The sequence below is a fragment of the Virgisporangium aliadipatigenens genome, assembly GCF_016863615.1.
Classification (GTDB): domain Bacteria; phylum Actinomycetota; class Actinomycetes; order Mycobacteriales; family Micromonosporaceae; genus Virgisporangium; species Virgisporangium aliadipatigenens.
Genome location: NZ_BOPF01000009.1, coordinates 292,665 through 310,057, shown reverse-complemented (window position 1 = coordinate 310,057; position 17,393 = coordinate 292,665). Strand labels below are relative to the sequence as shown.

Annotated in this window: 15 protein-coding genes; 11 read left to right on the top strand and 4 right to left on the bottom strand. The window is 72.3% G+C overall.

The genetic code is table 11. The features are described from left to right. Positions 1–19: 19 nt before the first annotated feature. Entirely contained in the window at positions 20–472 is a 453-nt protein-coding gene (locus Val02_RS15705; protein WP_203899782.1) for a helix-turn-helix domain-containing protein, read from the bottom strand. A gap of 74 nt (positions 473–546) precedes the next feature. Between Val02_RS15705 and Val02_RS15700 the strand changes: the two genes are divergently transcribed. Further along, complete coding sequence (locus Val02_RS15700; protein ID WP_203899781.1) at positions 547–1,371, top strand: class I SAM-dependent methyltransferase; 825 nt, start codon at positions 547–549, stop codon at positions 1,369–1,371. Positions 1,372–1,377: 6 nt separating this feature from the next. Here the strand turns inward: Val02_RS15700 and Val02_RS15695 are convergent, their stop codons facing one another. Next, positions 1,378–2,103, bottom strand: coding sequence for a hypothetical protein (locus Val02_RS15695; protein WP_203899780.1), 726 nt, complete (start codon positions 2,101–2,103; stop codon positions 1,378–1,380). Between the two features lie 54 nt (positions 2,104–2,157). On the opposite strand from Val02_RS15695, the gene Val02_RS15690 reads away from it, so the two are divergent. From Val02_RS15690 to Val02_RS15670, 5 genes are all read left to right on the top strand, one after another. Then, positions 2,158–2,763: a response regulator transcription factor gene (locus tag Val02_RS15690; RefSeq protein ID WP_203899779.1), complete on the top strand. Its 606-nt coding sequence runs from the start codon at positions 2,158–2,160 to the stop codon at positions 2,761–2,763. A gap of 101 nt (positions 2,764–2,864) precedes the next feature. Further along, complete coding sequence (locus Val02_RS15685; protein ID WP_203899778.1) at positions 2,865–3,641, top strand: electron transfer flavoprotein subunit beta/FixA family protein; 777 nt, start codon at positions 2,865–2,867, stop codon at positions 3,639–3,641. A gap of 10 nt (positions 3,642–3,651) precedes the next feature. Then, the gene (locus Val02_RS15680; RefSeq protein WP_203899777.1) at positions 3,652–4,641 is read left to right on the top strand and encodes an electron transfer flavoprotein subunit alpha/FixB family protein; all 990 of its coding nucleotides are present in this window, start codon (positions 3,652–3,654) and stop codon (positions 4,639–4,641) included. A gap of 30 nt (positions 4,642–4,671) precedes the next feature. Beyond that, positions 4,672–6,732 (top strand): (Fe-S)-binding protein, encoded by a 2,061-nt coding sequence (locus Val02_RS15675; protein ID WP_203899827.1) that lies wholly within the window; start codon positions 4,672–4,674, stop codon positions 6,730–6,732. A 9-nt stretch (positions 6,733–6,741) separates the two neighbouring features. Next, complete coding sequence (locus Val02_RS15670) at positions 6,742–7,683, top strand: acyl-CoA dehydrogenase family protein (RefSeq protein ID WP_203899776.1); 942 nt, start codon at positions 6,742–6,744, stop codon at positions 7,681–7,683. Between the two features lie 50 nt (positions 7,684–7,733). On the opposite strand, the gene Val02_RS15665 is transcribed toward Val02_RS15670, so the two are convergent. Then, positions 7,734–8,582 carry an aminoglycoside phosphotransferase family protein gene (locus tag Val02_RS15665; RefSeq protein WP_203899775.1) on the bottom strand — a complete coding sequence of 283 codons (849 nt, stop codon included), beginning with the start codon at positions 8,580–8,582 and terminating at the stop codon, positions 7,734–7,736. A 61-nt stretch (positions 8,583–8,643) separates the two neighbouring features. Between Val02_RS15665 and Val02_RS15660 the strand changes: the two genes are divergently transcribed. The 5 genes from Val02_RS15660 (at position 8,644) to Val02_RS15640 (ending at position 15,908) form a co-directional block, all read left to right on the top strand. Next, positions 8,644–9,411 (top strand): 3-hydroxyacyl-CoA dehydrogenase, encoded by a 768-nt coding sequence (locus Val02_RS15660; protein WP_203899774.1) that lies wholly within the window; start codon positions 8,644–8,646, stop codon positions 9,409–9,411. Further along, positions 9,408–10,460, top strand: coding sequence for an LLM class F420-dependent oxidoreductase (locus Val02_RS15655; protein ID WP_203899773.1), 1,053 nt, complete (start codon positions 9,408–9,410; stop codon positions 10,458–10,460). Before Val02_RS15660 ends, Val02_RS15655 begins: the two co-directional genes overlap by 4 nt. Continuing rightward, positions 10,457–11,542: a CaiB/BaiF CoA transferase family protein gene (locus Val02_RS15650; protein WP_203899772.1), complete on the top strand. Its 1,086-nt coding sequence runs from the start codon at positions 10,457–10,459 to the stop codon at positions 11,540–11,542. The genes Val02_RS15655 and Val02_RS15650 overlap by 4 nt, the downstream gene beginning before the upstream one ends. Before the next feature lie 84 nt (positions 11,543–11,626). Beyond that, complete coding sequence (locus tag Val02_RS15645) at positions 11,627–14,095, top strand: M14 family zinc carboxypeptidase (RefSeq protein ID WP_203899771.1); 2,469 nt, start codon at positions 11,627–11,629, stop codon at positions 14,093–14,095. 253 nt (positions 14,096–14,348) lie between these two features. Next, entirely contained in the window at positions 14,349–15,908 is a 1,560-nt protein-coding gene (locus tag Val02_RS15640; protein WP_203899770.1) for a cellulose binding domain-containing protein, read from the top strand. 70 nt (positions 15,909–15,978) lie between these two features. Here Val02_RS15640 and Val02_RS15635 read toward each other — a convergent pair whose 3' ends face one another. Continuing rightward, the gene (locus Val02_RS15635) at positions 15,979–17,373 is read right to left on the bottom strand and encodes a serine hydrolase domain-containing protein (RefSeq protein WP_203899769.1); all 1,395 of its coding nucleotides are present in this window, start codon (positions 17,371–17,373) and stop codon (positions 15,979–15,981) included. Positions 17,374–17,393 lie beyond the last annotated feature (20 nt).

The window sequence follows — 17,393 nt, the reverse complement described above, 5'->3', positions numbered from 1 at the left end:
GGGACCGATCGTGGCACCCTCATCCGGCCTCCGCCGCACGCCGACGGCGCGGGAGGGCCGGCCGGGGCGCCGCGCGTGACGCGCCGGCCGCGGCTGTGCGGACCAGCCGCCGGAACGTGGGGCACTCCAGGTGGCTCGGCGCGGGACACTCGGCGGCGTGCCGGAGCGAGTCCCGGACGGCGGTCAGTTCACGGATCGTCCGGTCGATCTCGTCCGCCCTGGCGGCGAGCACCCGCCGGTCGATCTCCGGCCGCCCCAGCGGCGTGAACATCCGCGTCATCTCCGCGATCGAGAACCCGGCCGAGCGGCCCAACGCGATCAGGCCCAACCGCTCCAGCACCCCCGGATCGAACTGCCGACGCAGCCCGCGCCGGCCGGTCGAGGCGATCAGCCCGCGCTCCTCGTAGTAGCGCAGCGTCGAGGGCGGAACGCCGGTGCGCCGGGCCACCTCGGCGATGTCCAGATCCGTCATATCGTTGACCTCAAGTCGGCTTGAAGTGAAACGGTGTCAGCTCGGCACGGCAACGGCAAGCCCGGGAGGCGACGATGGACGGCACGCAGGCGACACGGTGGAACGGCCACGCCGGCACCGCCTGGGTCGACGCGCAGGAGCTGCTGGACGGCCTGCTCGCGCCGTTCGACGAGCTGATCCTGGATGCGGTCCCCAGCGGGTCCGGGAGCCGTGTGCTGGACGTGGGCTGCGGCACCGGCGCCACGACGGTGGCGATCGCGCGCCGGCTCGACGCGTCGGGGCACGCCCTCGGCGTCGACGTCGCCGAGCAGATGGTCGCCGCCGCCCGCAGCCGGGCCGAACGCGCGGGTGTGCCGGCGAGCTTCGTCGTCGCCGACGCGCAGCGGCACCCGTTCGAGGCGGGCGGCTTCGACGTGATCGTCTCCCGCTTCGGCGTCATGTTCTTCGACGACCCGGTGCGCGCCTTCGCCAACCTGCGCCGGGCGGCCGGGGACGGCGCCGCGCTCCGCTTCGTCGCGTGGCGCGGGATCGACGAGAACCCGTTCATGACGACGGCCGAGCGGGCCGCCGCGCCGCTGCTGCCCGGCCTGCCCGAGCGCCGGCCGGACGCGCCGGGGCAGTTCGGCCTCGCCGACCCGGACCGGGTGCGCCGCATCCTGGCGGAGAGCGGCTGGACCGAGGCCGACGTGCGGCCGGTCGACGTGCCCTGCACGATGCCGGTGAGCGAACTGGAGGGCTACGTCAGCCGGATGGGGCCGGTCGGCGCGGCCCTGCGGGAGGTGGACGAGCCGACCCGGGCGCGGGTGGTCGAGGTGCTGCGCGACGCGTTCGCCCCGTACGTGCACGGGGCGGAGGTCCGCTACACCGCCGCCTGCTGGCAGGTGAGCGCGGGGCGCTGAGCGTTATTAGTCGTCCTCGTGGAGCGCGGCCTGCTGGGCGTCGTAGCGGTCGAGCGCGTCGAGGACCGCCGGCTCCCCGGCGAAGCGGGATCTGGCCTCCCGCACGAACTCCCGCGTCTCCTCGTCCGGGTAGACCATCCCGTGCACCTCCGGGTCCGGCGTCGACCACGCGATCCCGTGCGCGCGCAGGAACGCGTCCATCGCGTACAGGTCGCGCACCCCGTCGGCGACCTCGTGCAGCGCCGGCCGGTAGATCTCCGCGGCGATCGGTGAGTCGCCGAACAGCTCCGCGAACCGGCTCTCCACCGTGCCCCGCTCGGGCGCGTGCGCCGCGGCCACCCCGTCCCAGACCAGCTTGGAGATCATGCAGTAGACGACGGAACGCCCGTCCAAAGCCAACGCCGGCCGATCGTCGGGCGCGTCGCAGAAGTTTCGCTCGAAGTAGCCGAACAGGCTCTCGATGTCGCGCGGCGGGACACCGAACCGCCGGCCGTAGTCGCGGTCGCACACCAGCCGCCCGTCGGCCGCCCGCGCGTCGAAGTAGGCCATGAGGAGCGCGGTGTTGCGGTCCTCGGTGATCTCCTCGAGCACGCCGTAGCCGTTGTAAGCGCCGGCGACCCCGAGCGTGATCGGGCGGTACCCGGCACCGGCGCGCGCCAGCCCCACCATCACGGCGTCGGCGGTGAACAGGCTGATCCCGGTGACCGCGCAACGGGTGTCGTACAGACCCATGCGCGCACCGTACCGGTGGGCTGCGACAGTTCGCGGCTGGCATACCCTCGACCCGTGATCCGGGTCCTGCTCGCCGACGACGAGGAACTGATCCGGGTGGCGCTCGCGGCACTGCTGGGCCTGGAGCCCGACCTCGAGGTGGTGGCGCAGGCGGCCGACGGCCGGGACGCCGTGCGGGCCGCCCTGGCGCACCGGCCCGACGTGGCCGTGGTGGATCTGCAGATGTCCACGCTCGACGGGCTCGCCGTCACCGCCGAACTGAGCCGCGCCCTGCCCTCCTGCGCCGTGGTGATCCTGACCGGGCACGGCCGTCCGGCGCAACTGCCCCGCGCCCTGGCCGCCGGCGCGAAGGGGTTCCTGCCCAAGGGGTCGCCGGGTGGTGCGCTCGCCGACGTGATCCGCCGGGTGCACGCCGGTGGGCGTTACGTCGACCCGGCGTTGGCGGCGGACGCGTTGAGCCTGCCGGAGTGCCCGCTGACCGCCCGCGAACTCGACGTGCTGCGCGCCGCCGACCCGGACACGCCGGTGCACGCGATCGCGCGGCGGGTGCGATTGTCGCCCGGAACGGTTCGCAATCACCTCACTTCGATCATGGCGAAGCTGGCGGTAAATGATCGTTCCGCCGCGATCGGCACGGCGCGCGAACAAGGCTGGCTCTGAGATCGCATTCTCAACCCCGATCGGCTCTATTCGATCTGCATTTCTCGTGCTTACACTCGCGGGCACCGCAAGGTTCATTCCGGACCGGGAGGCCGACGCGTGTGAAGATCGTTGTGCTGGTCAAGCAGGTTCCGCGCGCGGCGTGCGATATCTCGTTCACGCCGGAATCGAATCTTGAACGGACCGGAAAGCGCTTCCGTCTCAATGGCGCCGATGAATGCGCCGTCGATCAGGCGCTGCGAATAGCGCCGTGGCGTCGCGATATGGAGATCACCGCCGTCACGATGGGTCCACCGGCGGCCGAGGAGGCGCTGCGGCGGGCAATGGTCCTCGGGGCCGACAACGGCATCCACGTCTGCGACGCGCGGCTGTCCGGCAGCGACGCCCTGTCCACGGCCCGCGTCCTGGCCGCCGTGCTGCGCCGCGTCGAGTTCGACCTCGTGCTGTGCGGGGCCGGGACGAGCGACTCCGGCATGTCCGCCGTGCCCGCCATGGTCGCCGAACTCCTCGACGTGCCCGCCCTCTGCCACGCCGACACCGTGACGCTGCACGAGCACCGCCTCGAGGTGCGGCGCGGCGACGGCGCCGTGCGCGAGACCCTCGCCGCCGACCTGCCGGCCGTCGTGTCGGTGCGCGAGTGCTGCGGCGCGCCGCGCTATCCGCGGTTCGGCGCCACCGTGTCGGCGCGGGAGAAGCCGGTGCGCACCTGGAGCCTCGCCGACATCGGCATGAACGGCGCCCGGGTCGGCCTCGCCGGCGCCGCGACCCGGGTGCGGGCGGTGACCGTCCAGCCCCGCCCGCGCCGGGTGCTCGCGGGCGAGCCGTCGGACGTCGCCGCGCGCCTCGCCGATTTCCTGGCCGAACGCCAATTTCTGTAGGGGGCAGCTGATGCGGGAGCTGGATCCGGTGCTGGTGCTCGCCGAGCTGACCGACGGCGTCGTGAGCCGGTCGACGCGGGCGCTGCTGACGCTGGCGCGGCGGTTCGGGACGCCGGAGGTGGTGCTGTGCGGGCCGGCCGGCGACGACACCCTGTCGGTGCTGGGGCGGTACGGGGCGCCGATCGTGCGCACCCTGTGGGGGCCGGGCGTCGAGGAGCATCCGACGGCCGCGTGCGTGGAGGCGCTCGTCGCGCTCGCCGTGCGGACCCCGCCGGCCGCGATCCTGCTGCCCGCCGACCACGCCGGGCACGAGATCGCCGCGCGCGTCGCCATCCGGCTCGACGCCGGACTGATCAGCGACGCGATCGACGTGCGCCCGGACGATTCCGGCCTCGTCGCCACGCAGTCTCCGCCCGGGGGAACGCACCGGGTGGAGTCGACGGTCGTTCGGGGGGTGCCGGTGTGCACGGTGCGGACGGAGGCCGTGCCGCTGGTGCCGGCCCCGGTGACGGCGCGGGCGCGGCCGTTCGCGCTCGACCTGCCGCCGCACGCCCGCGCGGTGCGGCTGGTCGAGCGCACCGCCGTGGCGCCGGGTCAACGGCCGGACCTCGCCACCGCGGCCGTCGTCGTGGCCGGCGGGCGCGGCGTGGGCTCGCAGGACCTGTTCGACCTCGTCGGGGAGCTGGCCGACGAACTGGGCGGGGCGCTCGGCGGTTCGCACACCGCCACCGAACTGGGCTGGTGCCCGCGCCACGCGCAGATCGACCAGACCGGCTGCGTCATCCATCCCGACCTGTACCTCGCGCTCGGCATCTCCGGCTCGGTGCGCCACCGCGCGGCGGTGCCCGACGCGGGGGCCATCGTCGCCGTGGACCGCGATCCCGCGGCGCCCATCTTCACCATCGCCGACCTGGGCGTGGTGGGCGACCTGCGCGACGTCGTACCGGAACTCCTCGCCGAGGTGAGACGGCGCAAGTCGAGACCGCATACGGAGGTTTAGGTGATCCTGCGACTGGTGCTCGGGCTGGCGATGACGGCGGTGGCGTTCGCGCTCGCCGGCCGGCGGGTGTGGGCGCTGTACCGGATCGGGCGGGCCGGCCAGCCGGTCGAACCGGGCCGCACCGAAAACCTGCCGAGGCGGGCCGCCGCGCTCGCCACGGAGGTTCTCGGGCAGGCGAAGCTGCTCAAGTGGAGCGTGCCGGGGATCGCGCACTTCGCGGTCTTCTGGGGGTTCCTGATCCTCGGGGCCACCATCGTCGAGGGCTACGGGGCACTCTTCGCCCGTGACTTCGCGATCCCGCTGATCGGCCGCTCGGCGTGGCTCGGCTTCCTGGAGGACCTGTTCATCGTGGCCGTCCTCTGTGGACTGATCACGTTCGGCCTGATCCGGCTGCGGCACGACCCCGGACGGGAGGGGCGGCGGTCGCGCTTCTTCGGTTCGCACACCGGCGCCGCCTGGCTCGTCCTGTTCATGATCTTCAACGTGATGTGGACGCTGCTGCTCTACCGCGGCGCCCAGATCAACACCGGCGTCTTCCCCTTCGAGCGCGGCGCCTTCGCCTCGGAACTCGTCGCCCGTGCGCTGGAACCGTTGGGGCGCACCGCCAACGACGTCCTGGAGACGGTGGGCATTCTCGCCTCGCTGGGCGTGGTGTTGGGTTTTCTCGTCATCGTGGTGCACTCCAAGCACCTGCACATCTTCCTGGCGCCGTTCAACGTGGGGCTGTCGCGAAGGCCGCGGGGACTCGGGGCGCTCCTGCCGGTCCACAGCGGCGGGAAGGCGGTGGACTTCGAGGACCCGGGGGAGGACGACAAGATCGGGCGCGGCGCGATCGAGGACTTCACCTGGAAGGGGATGCTCGACTTCGCCACCTGCACGGAGTGCGGCCGCTGCCAGTCGCAGTGCCCCGCCTGGAACACGCAGAAACCGTTGAGCCCCAAGCTTCTCGTCATGCAACTGCGCGACCACGCGCTCGCCAAGTCGCCTTACCTGCTCGACCCCGACAACGCCCCCGCGGCCGCCAAGGCCGAGGCCGAACGGCCGCTCGTGGGGTCCACAGCGGACGGTGGCGTCATCGACCCGGACGTGCTGTGGTCCTGCGTCACCTGCGGCGCCTGCGTCGAGCAGTGCCCGGTCGACATCGAACACGTCGACCACATCGTGGACATGCGCCGGTACCAGGTGCTCATCGAGTCGGCGTTCCCGAGCGAGGCGCACACGCTGCTGCGCAACCTCGAACGCGCCGGCGACCCGTGGGGCCGTGGCGCGGGCGCGCGGCTGGAGTGGATGAAGGGCCTGCCGTTCGAGGTGCGCGTGCTCGACGGCGACACGCTTCCCGAGGACGTGGAGTATCTGCTGTGGGTCGGGTGCGCCGGTTCGCTGGACGACAACGCCAAGCGCACCACCCGTGCCGTCGCCGAACTCCTGCACACCGCAGGCGTGGAGTTCATGGTGCTCGGCGGGGCGGAGACGTGCACGGGTGACGCCGCCCGCCGGCTCGGTCAGGAGTTCCTCTTCCAGGAGCTCGCCAAGCAGAACGTCGAGACGCTCAACGGCGTCGGCGCGAAGCGCGTCGTGGTGACCTGCGCGCACTGCTTCAACGCGCTGTCCAACGAGTACCCGCAACTCGGCGGCGTCTACGAGGTGCTGCACCACACGCAGCTGCTGTCCACACTGGTCGGTCAGGGGCGGCTGACGCCCACGCATCCCGTCGACACCGCCGTGACGTACCACGACCCGTGCTATCTCGGCCGGCACAATCGCGTCTTCGCCCCGCCGCGGGAGTTGCTGGGCGCGGTGCCGGGACTGACGTTCACCGAGATGCCGCGCAACCGGAAGACGTCGTTCTGCTGCGGGGCCGGCGGGGCGCGCATGTGGATGGAGGAGACGATCGGCACCCGCATCAACGAGACCCGCACCGACGAGGCGCTCGGCACCGGCGCCGAACTCGTCACCGCCGCCTGCCCGTACTGCATCGTGATGCTCACCGACGGGGTGGCCACGCGCAAGCAGGAGGGCCGGGCCGCCGAGCATGTGCGCGTCACCGACGTCTCCGACGTGCTGCTGCGTTCGGTGCGGGGGCCGGAATAGCCTTACCCGGTGGATCTCCTGTCGCGGGCCGCCGCCATCGCCGACGACGTGCTGTTTCCGGCCGGACCCGCGCCGGAGCACTTCGACCTGCTGGCGCGCGAAGGCTTCTACGGCGCGGCCGGTGTGCTCGACCTGCCGGGCCTGGCGGCCGTCCTGCGGGCGCTGGCGGGCGGGTGCCTGACGACGGCGTTCGTGTGGCTCCAGCATCACAGCGCGGTGCGCGCCGTCGCCGATGACCCCGTGCTGCGGGAGCGCTGGTACGGGCCGCTCACCCGCGGCGAACGCCGTGCCGGCATCGCGCTCGCCGGGCTGCGGCCGGGCGTGGCGCCGTTGCGGGTGCGGGCCGTCCCGGCGGGATTCGCGCTCGACGGGCGGGTGCCGTGGGTGACCGGGTGGGGGTTCGTCGACGTGCTGTACGTGGGTGCGCTCGCCGACGACGGGACGGTGCACTTCCTGCTCGTCGACACCGACGGCCTGCCGGTCACGCCCCTGGATCTGCTGGCCGTGCCGGCGAGCAACACGGTCGAGGTGGTGTTCGACGGGGTGCGGGTGCCGGCGGAGCGGCTCACCGGCACGGTGTCCTATGTGGACTGGGCGCGCGAGGAGGCCACCGGCTCCGCGCTGAACGGCTTCCTCGCCCTGGGCGTCGCCGATCGGTGCGGGCGGCTGATGGGCGCTGAGACGTTCGACCGCGAGGTGGAGAGCGTGGCGGCGGACCTGTTGTCGGCCGACGGGCCGGGCGTGCCCGCGGCCCGCGCCGCCGCCTCCGAACTGGCCCTGCGCGCCGCGGCCGCCCTGATGGTCCACGCGGGGAGCCGCGCCGCCCTGGCCGACAGCGTGGCCTCCCGCCTCGCGCGCGAGGCGATGTTCCTGCTCGTCTTCGCCTCCCGCCCACTGATCCGCGCGGCGCTCCTCACCCGGCTGGCCGGGAATGCTACGCGTGCCACGTAATTCCGGCCGTGGTTACGTGGCACGCGTAGCATTCCGCCAACGAGCGGGGGTCAGGCGGCGAAGTTCAGTAGGCGGCGGGCGGCCGCGATGAGGGTCGCGCCGTCCTCCGGGGTGCCGTGGGCGGCGTGCCAGAGCGCCTCCTCGACCGCGCGGGCCGCGCCCCAGCGGGCGATCCGCGCGGCGTCGAGGTCGAGCGCGTCGGCCGCGATGCGCAGGCGTTCCGGCAGCGCGGGCGTCGGGAGCTGGTCGATCAGCGGCCACGGGTCGTAGGCGGGGTCGCCGAGCATCGGCTTCGGGTCGATCGCCACCCAGCCGCCGTCGTGCGCCAGGATGTTGCCCGGGTTCAGGTCGCCGTGCAGCAACACCCGCTCGGTCGAACTGCTCAACGCACGCAACAGCCGCGCTCCCTCGGCGACGACGCCCGGGTCGTAGTCGGGGCGCAGGCGCTCGTGACGTTCGACGAGAAGGTCCGCCCACTCGGACGCGACGGTGCGAAGATCCTCGAAGCCCGCGCTCGGCGGCGGCGTCTCCCGCAGCCGGCGCAGCACGGCGCACCCGGTGCGCAGGTCGGTGACCGGAATGCCCGGGTCGCACCGCTCCAGGATCAGCACATGGTCGACCGGGTCGTGCGCGATGAGCCGGACGGCCCCGCGCCCGGCCCAGTGCCGCAGCGCGGCCGCCTCCCCGACCATCTCCCGGTGCGGCCACGTGATCTTGACGACCACCGGCGTCCCGTCGGCGAGCACGGCCGGTGCCGCATAGCTGCACGCCCCCGCCTCGAACGGCGTCCCCAGCTCGAGGCCGACCCGTGCGACCAGGGCGGGCAGGTCGGCGAGCCAGCGGCGACCGGACTCGGTCCGGCCGACCCCGGCCACGAGGCGCGCGGGTGGGACGGTCACCGGAGAAGATTACTCGGCGGTAGGGTTTCCGGGAGAGCCGTCAAAGAGGACTGGAGAACGCGTGGACATCACCGACAAGGTCGCCCTCGTCACCGGCGGTGCGTCCGGCCTGGGACTGGCGACCGCCCGCCGCTTCCTGGCCGGTGGCGCGTCCGTGGTCGTCGTGGACCTGCCGTCGTCGCAGGGCAAGGACGTCGTCGCCGAACTGGGCGACCGGGCGACGTTCGTCCCGACCGACGTGACCGACGAGGAGCAGGTGCAGGCCGCCGTCGACACCGCGTCGCAGCGGGGGCCACTGAGCGTGGTCGTCAACTGCGCCGGCATCGGCAACGCCGCGCGGGTCGTGAAGAAGGACGGCACGCCGTTCCCGTTCGCGCTGTTCAAGAAGGTCGTCGAGGTCAACCTCATCGGGACGTTCAACGTGATCCGCCTCGCCGCGGCGCGGATGATCGAGGCGACGCCGCTCGACGGCGAGGAACGCGGCGTCATCGTCAACACCGCCTCCGTCGCCGCCTACGAGGGGCAGATCGGGCAGGCGGCGTACTCGGCCTCCAAGGGTGGCGTCGTCGGGCTGACCCTGCCCGTGGCCCGCGAACTCGCCGCGCACCGCATCCGCGTGGTGACCATCGCGCCGGGGCTGTTCGCCACGCCGATGCTGGAGGCGCTGCCCGAGGAGGCGAAGGCGTCGCTCGGGGCACAGGTGCCGCATCCGGCGCGGCTCGGTACGCCCGAGGAGTACGCGCTGCTGGCGACCCAGATCGTCGCCAACCCGATGCTCAACGGCGAGACCATCCGGCTCGACGGCGCCATCCGGATGGCCGCGCGATGAGGCTGGGAATGCCGCTCAGCTACAGCAGCGGGTTCGTCGAGACGGTCGAACACCTCAAGGAGTACGAGGCCGCCGGCCTGGACCTGGTGCTGGTGGCGGAGGCGTACACGTTCGACGCGGTGAGCCAGCTCGGATACCTCGCCGCGAAGACCTCCCGGGTCCAGATCGCCTCCGGCATCCTGAACGTCTACTCGCGCACACCGGCGCTGCTGGCGATGACCGCGGCCGGGCTCGACTTCGTCTCCGAGGGGCGGTTCGTGCTCGGGCTGGGCGCCTCCGGGCCGCAGGTGATCGAGGGGTTCCACGGGGTGCCGTACGAGGCGCCGGTGGGCCGCAGCCGCGAGGTCGTCGAGATCGTGCGCAAGGTGTGGCGGCGGGAGCCGCTTACTTTTGCGGGCAAGCATTTTCACCTGCCGCTGTCGGCGGAGCACGGCGGCACGGGCCTCGGCAAGCCGCTGCGCATGATCAACCATCCGGTGCGGGCCGACATCCCGGTGGTGCTCGCCGCGCTGGGGCCGAAGAACGTGGCGTTGGCCGCCGAGCTGTTCGACGGCTGGGAGCCGGTGTTCTTCTGGCCCGAGCAGGCCGGTGCGGCGTTCGGCGAGGCGCTGGCCGCCGGGAAGGCGAAGCGCTCCGCCGAGCTGGGACCGTTGCAGGTCATGGCCGACACGTTCGTGTGTATCACCGAGGACGCCGCCGAGCGGGAGGCCGCGCTGCAGACGGCGCGCGGGCACATCGCGTTGTACGTCGGCGGGATGGGCGCCCGCGGGCGGAACTTCTACAACGACCTCGCCGTGCGCTACGGCTTCGCCGACGCCGCGCGCACCGTCCAGGATCTGTACCTGAGCGGCAGGAAGGCCGAGGCGGCGGCGGCCGTTCCGGAGGAGTTGGTGCACGGCGTGACGCTGATCGGGGCCCCCGGCCACATCAAGGAACGCCTCGCCGCGTACGAGGCGGCCGGCGTCACCACGCTCAACGCCGTGCCGCTGCACGCCTCCCACGAGAGCAACGTGCGCACCGTCGCACAACTCAAGGAATACACGGCATGACCGGTGGGCCCCTCGCCGGTGTCCGGGTCGTGGAGTTGAGCGCGATCGGGCCCGTGCCGTTCGCCGGGATGCTGTTGGCGGAGCTCGGTGCGGACGTCGTGCGGATCGACCGGCCCGGCGGGGGCGCCGACGTCACCGGGTCGCTGCACCGCGGCCGGCCGTGCGCCACCCTCGACCTGAAGGACCCGGGCGACCGGGAGACGTTGCTGCGCCTGGTCGAGCGGGCCGACGTGCTCGTCGAGGGAATGCGTCCCGGCGTCACCGAACGCCTCGGCATCGGTCCCGACGTGTGCTGCGAACGCAATCCGCGCCTCGTCTACGCGCGGATGACAGGCTGGGGCCAGGAGGGGCCGCTGGCGCACACCGCCGGCCACGACATCACGTACGCGGCCATCACCGGTGCGCTGCACCTGAGCGGCACGGCGGACAAGCCGATGCAGGCGGTCAACCTGGTCGCCGACTTCGGTGGCGGCGCGATGTACCTGCTGTTCGGCATCCTCTCCGCGCTCGTCGAACGCCAGCGCAGCGGCCGGGGACAGATCGTCGACGCCGCGATGGTCGACGGGGCCGCGTCGCTGGCGACGATGTTCTACGGGATGTTCGGCAACGGGATGTGGCGGGATCGGCGGCAGGGCAACGTGCTCGACGGCGGTGCGCCGTTCTACGACACGTACCGCTGCGCCGACGGGAAGCATGTGGCGGTCGGGGCCCTGGAACCGCAGTTCTACGCCGCCCTCCTGCACGGGCTGGGCCTTCGATTGGAGGGCGGCCAGTACGACGCCGCGGTCTGGCCGGCGCATCGTGCCGCCATCGCCGCCGCGTTCGCCACCCGGACCCGGGACGAGTGGGCCGCTCATTTCGCGGACACGGACGCGTGTGTCGCGCCGGTGTTGAGTCTCGCCGAGGCGCCGCGGCATCCGCATCTGGTGGCGCGTAACGTTTTCGCCGAGGTCGACGGGATCACCCAGCCGTCCGCGGCACCGCGTTTCTCGCGCACGCCGGCCGCCCCGCCGACGTCCTCGTCCACAGTGGACATCCACGCGGTGCTCGCGGAATGGGAAGAGCGTCGACAGCCGCATTGACGTGCGCACGTTCTGGGTTTGGTATCACCGGTTTTCGGGGCGTCCTCACCGTTTTCTAACATCCTGTGCCTAGCTTCGCCGATCATGAGATTTCGACGAACTCTGTTCGCCGGCGGGGCGGCGGCGACGGTGGCCGCCGCTCTGGCGTTCCACCTGCCGGCGGCGTCGGCGGACGAGACGCGCAGCATCCGGGCGGCGACGGCCGCACCGCGCAAGTGTCACGAGGCGGCGCTGAACGGCAAGCCCGGAGCGGCCGGCTTCGAGGTGACCGCGCCGGGCGCGGGGCTGGTGCGGGTACGGCTGAACCCGGTGGGTGGCCGGGACGCCGACTGGGACCTGGCGGTCTTCGACCGTTCGGGTGGGCGCGCCGTGGCCGCCTCGGCCGGCCTGCGCAGCAACGAACTCGCCGACGGCTACGTCACCGCCGGCCAGAAGTTGTGGGTGCAGGGCTGCCGGTACGGCGGGGCGGCGGAGACGGTCAGCGTCGCGGTGTCGTTCGTGCCCGTGTCCACTGAGGACGGTCGCGAGGAGCCGAGCCAACTGGTCGCCGTGGACACGCCGGACCGGGCGGCGAAGGGCCGGCTCGGCGCGCTCGACCTGGACCTGACCGAGGCGGCCACGGGCTCCACCGTGGACGTCGTCCTGCACGGAAAGGCCGACGCGGAGAGGCTGAAGGCCGCGGGCTTCACGCACACCGTGAAGATCCCGGACGTCGGTGCGCGGGTGCGGGAGGTGCGCGCCGCCGACGCGCGCTACGCGGCCGACAACCCGCGTTCGGACCTGCCGAGCGGGCGCACCTCGTACCGGCGCCTCGCCGACTACGACTACGAACTCAAGGAACTGGCGCGCCGGTATCCCACATTGGCGCGGACTTTCACGCTCAGTAGACGTTCCGTCGAAGGAAGGGACATCGGCGGCCTGGAGATCACCACGGACCCGGGGAACGTCCGCGACGGCAAACCGATCTTCCTGAACCTCGGCCTGCACCACGCGCGCGAGTGGCCGGCCGGCGAACACGTCATGGAGTGGGCCCACGACCTGCTCGGCGGCTACGGGCGCGACCCGCGCACCACCCGCCTGCTCGGCGCCACCCGCAGCATCGTCGTGCCGGTCGTCAACCCCGACGGCTTCGCGGTCTCGCGGGAAGCGGGCAGCGACAACGGTTTCGTGCCGCCGGTGCACCCCACCGACAAGGAGAAGCCGGAGCCGCCCGCCGGCGACCCGCTGCGCGCGGCGAACGAGATGAAGCGCAAGAACTGCGCCCCGAACGGCGGCGCCGGCCCGTGCGCGCTCAACCCCGACGGGCCCGACCGCGGCGTCGACCTCAACCGCAACTACGGCTCCTTCTGGGGCGGCTCCGGCGCCGACCTCGACCCGCTGCGCGAGGCGTACCGGGGTCCGGCGCCCTTCTCGGAGCCGGAGTCGCAGGCCGTGCGCGAACTGATCGCCGGCCGCGCCGTCACCAATCTGCTGACCAACCACACCTACGGCAACCAGATCCTGCGCCCGCCGGGCGTGCACGGCAACGGCATGCCCGTCGACGAACCGCTGCTGAAATCGTTGGGCGGCAAGCTTTCCGCGCACAACGGCTACGACAGCATCTACGGCTGGGAGCTGTACGACACGACGGGCACCACCGAGGACTGGTCGTACTGGGTGACCGGCGGGCTCGGGTACACGTTCGAGATCGGCGGAACGGAGTTCCATCCGTCCTTTGTGGACGGTGTGGTGGCCGAGTACCTCGGTCGCGCGCCGGCGGCCGGTGCGGGCAAGGGCGGCAACCGCGAGGCGTACTTCGCCATGCTGGAATCGACCGCCGACAGCGCGCACCACGCCACGCTCACCGGTTCGGCGCCGCCCGGGCACACGCTGCAGGTGCGCAAGTCGTTCCAGACGTCGACGTCGCCGGTGCTGCAGCCGGACGGCACGAACGGGGCGGTGCGGACGTTCCCGGAGACGCTGACCAGCACACTGGCGCCGAACGGCCGCTTCAGCTGGGCCCTGAACCCGTCCACCCGACCGGTGGTGGCCGGCCGCTACGGCCGCCCCGCGACGGCTCCCGCGCAGACGGCGATCCCGTTCGCCAACCCGCCCGGGGATCCGGGACTCAACGACGGGCATCCGATCGAGGGGCCGCACGAGGAGTTCTCCTTCACGGTGCAGGGCCTTCCCGAGGCGGACAACGACCGGGCCGAGATCCGCATCGAGTGGGGCGACACCAGGACCGAGTGGAACCTGTACCTCTTCGACCCGAACGGCGAGATCGTCAACGTGGCGATCGCGGACGGCACGCGGGTCGGCGTGATCACGATGATCCACCCGGCGCCGGGCACCTACCGGGCGGTGATCGCCAACCGGGCGCGGGTGGCGGGCGCGCCGTTCGACGACTGGCGCGGCGGGGTGACGTTCGGCGGGCCGACGCCGTCGACGCCGGGGGTCACCGAGAGCTGGACGATGACCTGCCGTGATCGCGGCGGCGCCGTGGTCGCGGCGCGCCAGGTCGTGGTCTCCCGAGGCCAGTCGGTCGAACTGGGAGACGCCTGCCGCCGCTGAAGTATCGGGGACATCCGCAGCTTATTCGCGCGTCATAGCCTGCGGATGTCCCCACCACTTGCGACGAAGGCGCGAACGGTGCCGGGGACAAGGCGCGGATAGACCGGTCTAGACCGCACGACCTTCATCGAATATGGTGAATCGCGCGGTCCGGCCGGACCGCGCGGTCCCCATCCGTCGTCCCTGCCCCGCGCGACGCCCTCCCACGCCGCCCGGGAGCGGATGACGGCTGCCCTGCCCATGGGAGAACGTCATGGCTCCTCCTGCTCTCCGGCGCCGGTTCATCGCCGTCGCCGCCGCATCTCTCCTCGGCCTCGCCGGTGTGCTCGTGACGGACACGCCCGCGCTCGCCGCCTCGCCCACCGCCACGATCGTCAAGACCTCCGAGTGGAGCACCGGGTTCGAGGCCCGCGCCACCGTCACCAACGGCGGCTCGACGGCGCTGACCTGGTCGGTCTCGTTCGACCTGCCGGCCGGCACCACGATCAGCAGCCACTGGGACGCGGTGCGCACGCAGTCCGGCAACCGGTACACGTTCACCGCGCCGTCCTGGCAGGGCGCGCTCGCACCGGGCGCCAGCGCCTCGTTCGGGTTCATCGGCGCGGGCTCCGGCAGTCCGTCGAACTGCACGCTCAACAACAATCCGTGCACCGGCGGCTCCACCAACCCGGGCGCGCCCGGCACGCCGGGCAACCCCTCGGTCAGCGGCACCACCAGTTCGGCGATCACGCTGACCTGGGGCGCCAGCAGCGGCACCGTCACCGGCTACCGCGTCTACGAGGACAACCAGGTGCGCGCCACGGTCACCGGCACCAGCGCCACCATCTCCGGCCTGGGCACCTGCCAGACGCACACCTACACGGTGGCCGCGTACAACGGCAGCGGCGAGTCCCCGCGCAGCACCACCGCCACCGGCACCACGCTCGGCTGCCCGCAGCCGACCGGCGGGCGCGGCGCGCCGTACCTGTATCTGGGCTGGGGCGATCCGCAGAATCCGGCGAGCGTCATGGCGTCCACCGGTGTCAAGTGGTTCACGATGGCGTTCGTGCTCTCCAGCGGCGGTTGCAACCCGGCGTGGGACGGTGCCCGCCCGCTGACCGGTGGCGTCGACCAGACGGCCATCCAGCAGGTCCGCGCGGCCGGCGGTGACATCGTGCCGTCGTTCGGCGGCTGGTCGGGCAACAAGCTCGGCCCGAACTGCGCCGACGCCAACGCCCTCGCCGGTGCCTACCAGAAGGTGATCAACGCCTACGGGCTCAAGGCGATCGACATCGACATCGAGAACTCCGACGAGTTCGAGAACGAGGTCGTGCAGGACCGCATCCTCAACGCGCTCAAGATCGTCAAGCAGAACAACCCGGGCATCCAGACGATCGTCACCTTCGGCACCAGCACCACGGGCCCGAACTACTACGGCAACCGGCTCATCCAGCGGGCGGCCGCGCTCCAGGCCAACATCGACGTGTTCACCATCATGCCGTTCGACTTCGGCGGCTCGAACATCTACAACGACACCGTCAACGCCTCCGAGGGCCTGAAGAACGCGCTCAAGTCGGCGTTCGGCTGGTCCGACGCGACGGCCTACGGGCACATGGGCATCTCCGGCATGAACGGTCTCTCCGACCAGCAGGAGCTGACCACGCCGCAGACCTGGACGGCCATCAAGGACTGGGCGAAGGCGCGCGGGCTCGCCCGCCTGGCGTTCTGGTCGGTCAACCGGGACCGTCCGTGCCCGGGTGGCGGGGTCGCCTCCAACTGCAGCGGCATCTCCCAGGGGGATCTGGAGTTCACCCGGATCACCGCGGCCTTCTAGTCTTCCCGGACCCGCCCGCCACCACGTGCGTCCCTCGCGTGGTGGCGGGCGTCTTTCCCGGGGAACGCCGTCAGGAGATCTTGGGGGTGGCGCGCATCCCCACGTAGCAGACCCGTCTGCCGTCGGCGAGGGTCGAGAAGACCACCGGCATGTAGTCCTCGCTGAACGACGGACCCGCGCCGGAGGCGGCGAACGCCGTCCCGGTCACCGGTTCCAGGTCCAGCTCCAGGGGCGGCGACAGCTCGCTCATGTCATCGACGAACTCGTATCGCATGTGCGGCGAGCCGTCGTCGTTGCGGGAGACGGTGATGACGACGCCCTCGCGCCGGTACGTGCCGAGCAGCGGCGTGAGGTCGATCGCGGGCGGCACGGGCGCGGGGGCGAACGGTGCGGGCATCGTGACGCCGGCGAGTTCGGCGAGCAGTTCGCGAAACAGGTCGGCGTACAGCAGGCGGGCCGCGCCGCCGTTGGTCATCAGGACCAGGGCGGCGTCGGCGTGCGGGACGACGCGCAGGTAGGCGTACTGGCCGATGGCGGCGCCGTCGTGGCCGTAGCCCGGGTGGCCGTCCCAGTCGTAGAGCGTCCAACCCAGCCCCCACCCGTCGGCGCTGACCGTCCACTTGTCGGGCACGTCGACCTCGCGGTGCCCCATGGCGGCGACGGCGCCGGCGGAAAGGAGACGGGTGCCGTCGGGCGCGAGGCCACCGTCGAGGTGCAGGCGGGCGAAGCGGGCCATGTCGCCGGCCGAGGTGATGATCCGGCCGGCCGGGCCGACGGCGCGCGGCATCGGGTCCCAGGAGGGGGCCGGGTCCGGATAGCTGCCGGGCTCGCCGAGATGGCTCATCGCGACGCGGAAGCGCAGGGCCTCCTCCGGCAGCGTCATCGAACGTTCCAGGCCGAGCGGCTCGAACAGCAGCTGCTTCAGTGCCTGATCCCAGGTCAGGCCGGTGATCCGTTCGATGACGCGGCCCAGTACGACGTAGCCGAGGCCGCCGTACGAGATGGCCGTGCCGGGCGGGCAGTCCAGTGCCACCCGCCGGGCGGCCTCGACGTACCGGGCGAGGCAGTCGTCGCCCCGGCCGCCGTCGTAGTTGAAGTCGTTCGTCACGCCGCCGGTGTGGGACAGCAGTTGGCGGATGGTGATCGTCCCGGTGGCCTCGGGGTCCGGGGTGGCGAACTCCGGCAACACGCTCACGACCGGCGCGTTCAGGTCCAGCTTCCCCTCGTCGGCCAGCCGCATGACGAGCGTGGCCGTGTAGACCTTGGCGATCGAGCCGGACAGGAACACCGAGTCGGGTGTCACCGCCACGCCGGTGCCCCGGTGCAGCACTCCGCTGGCCAACTCGTAAATCTGCGAGTCGAGCGCCACGGCCAGGCTCGCACCGGGGACGTGGTGTTCGGCGCGCAGTTCATCGAAGCGCTGCTGCCAGCGCCGGACGTCGAAGCGGCTCAGCGGTTCGGACATGGTGCTTCCTCTCGATCGGC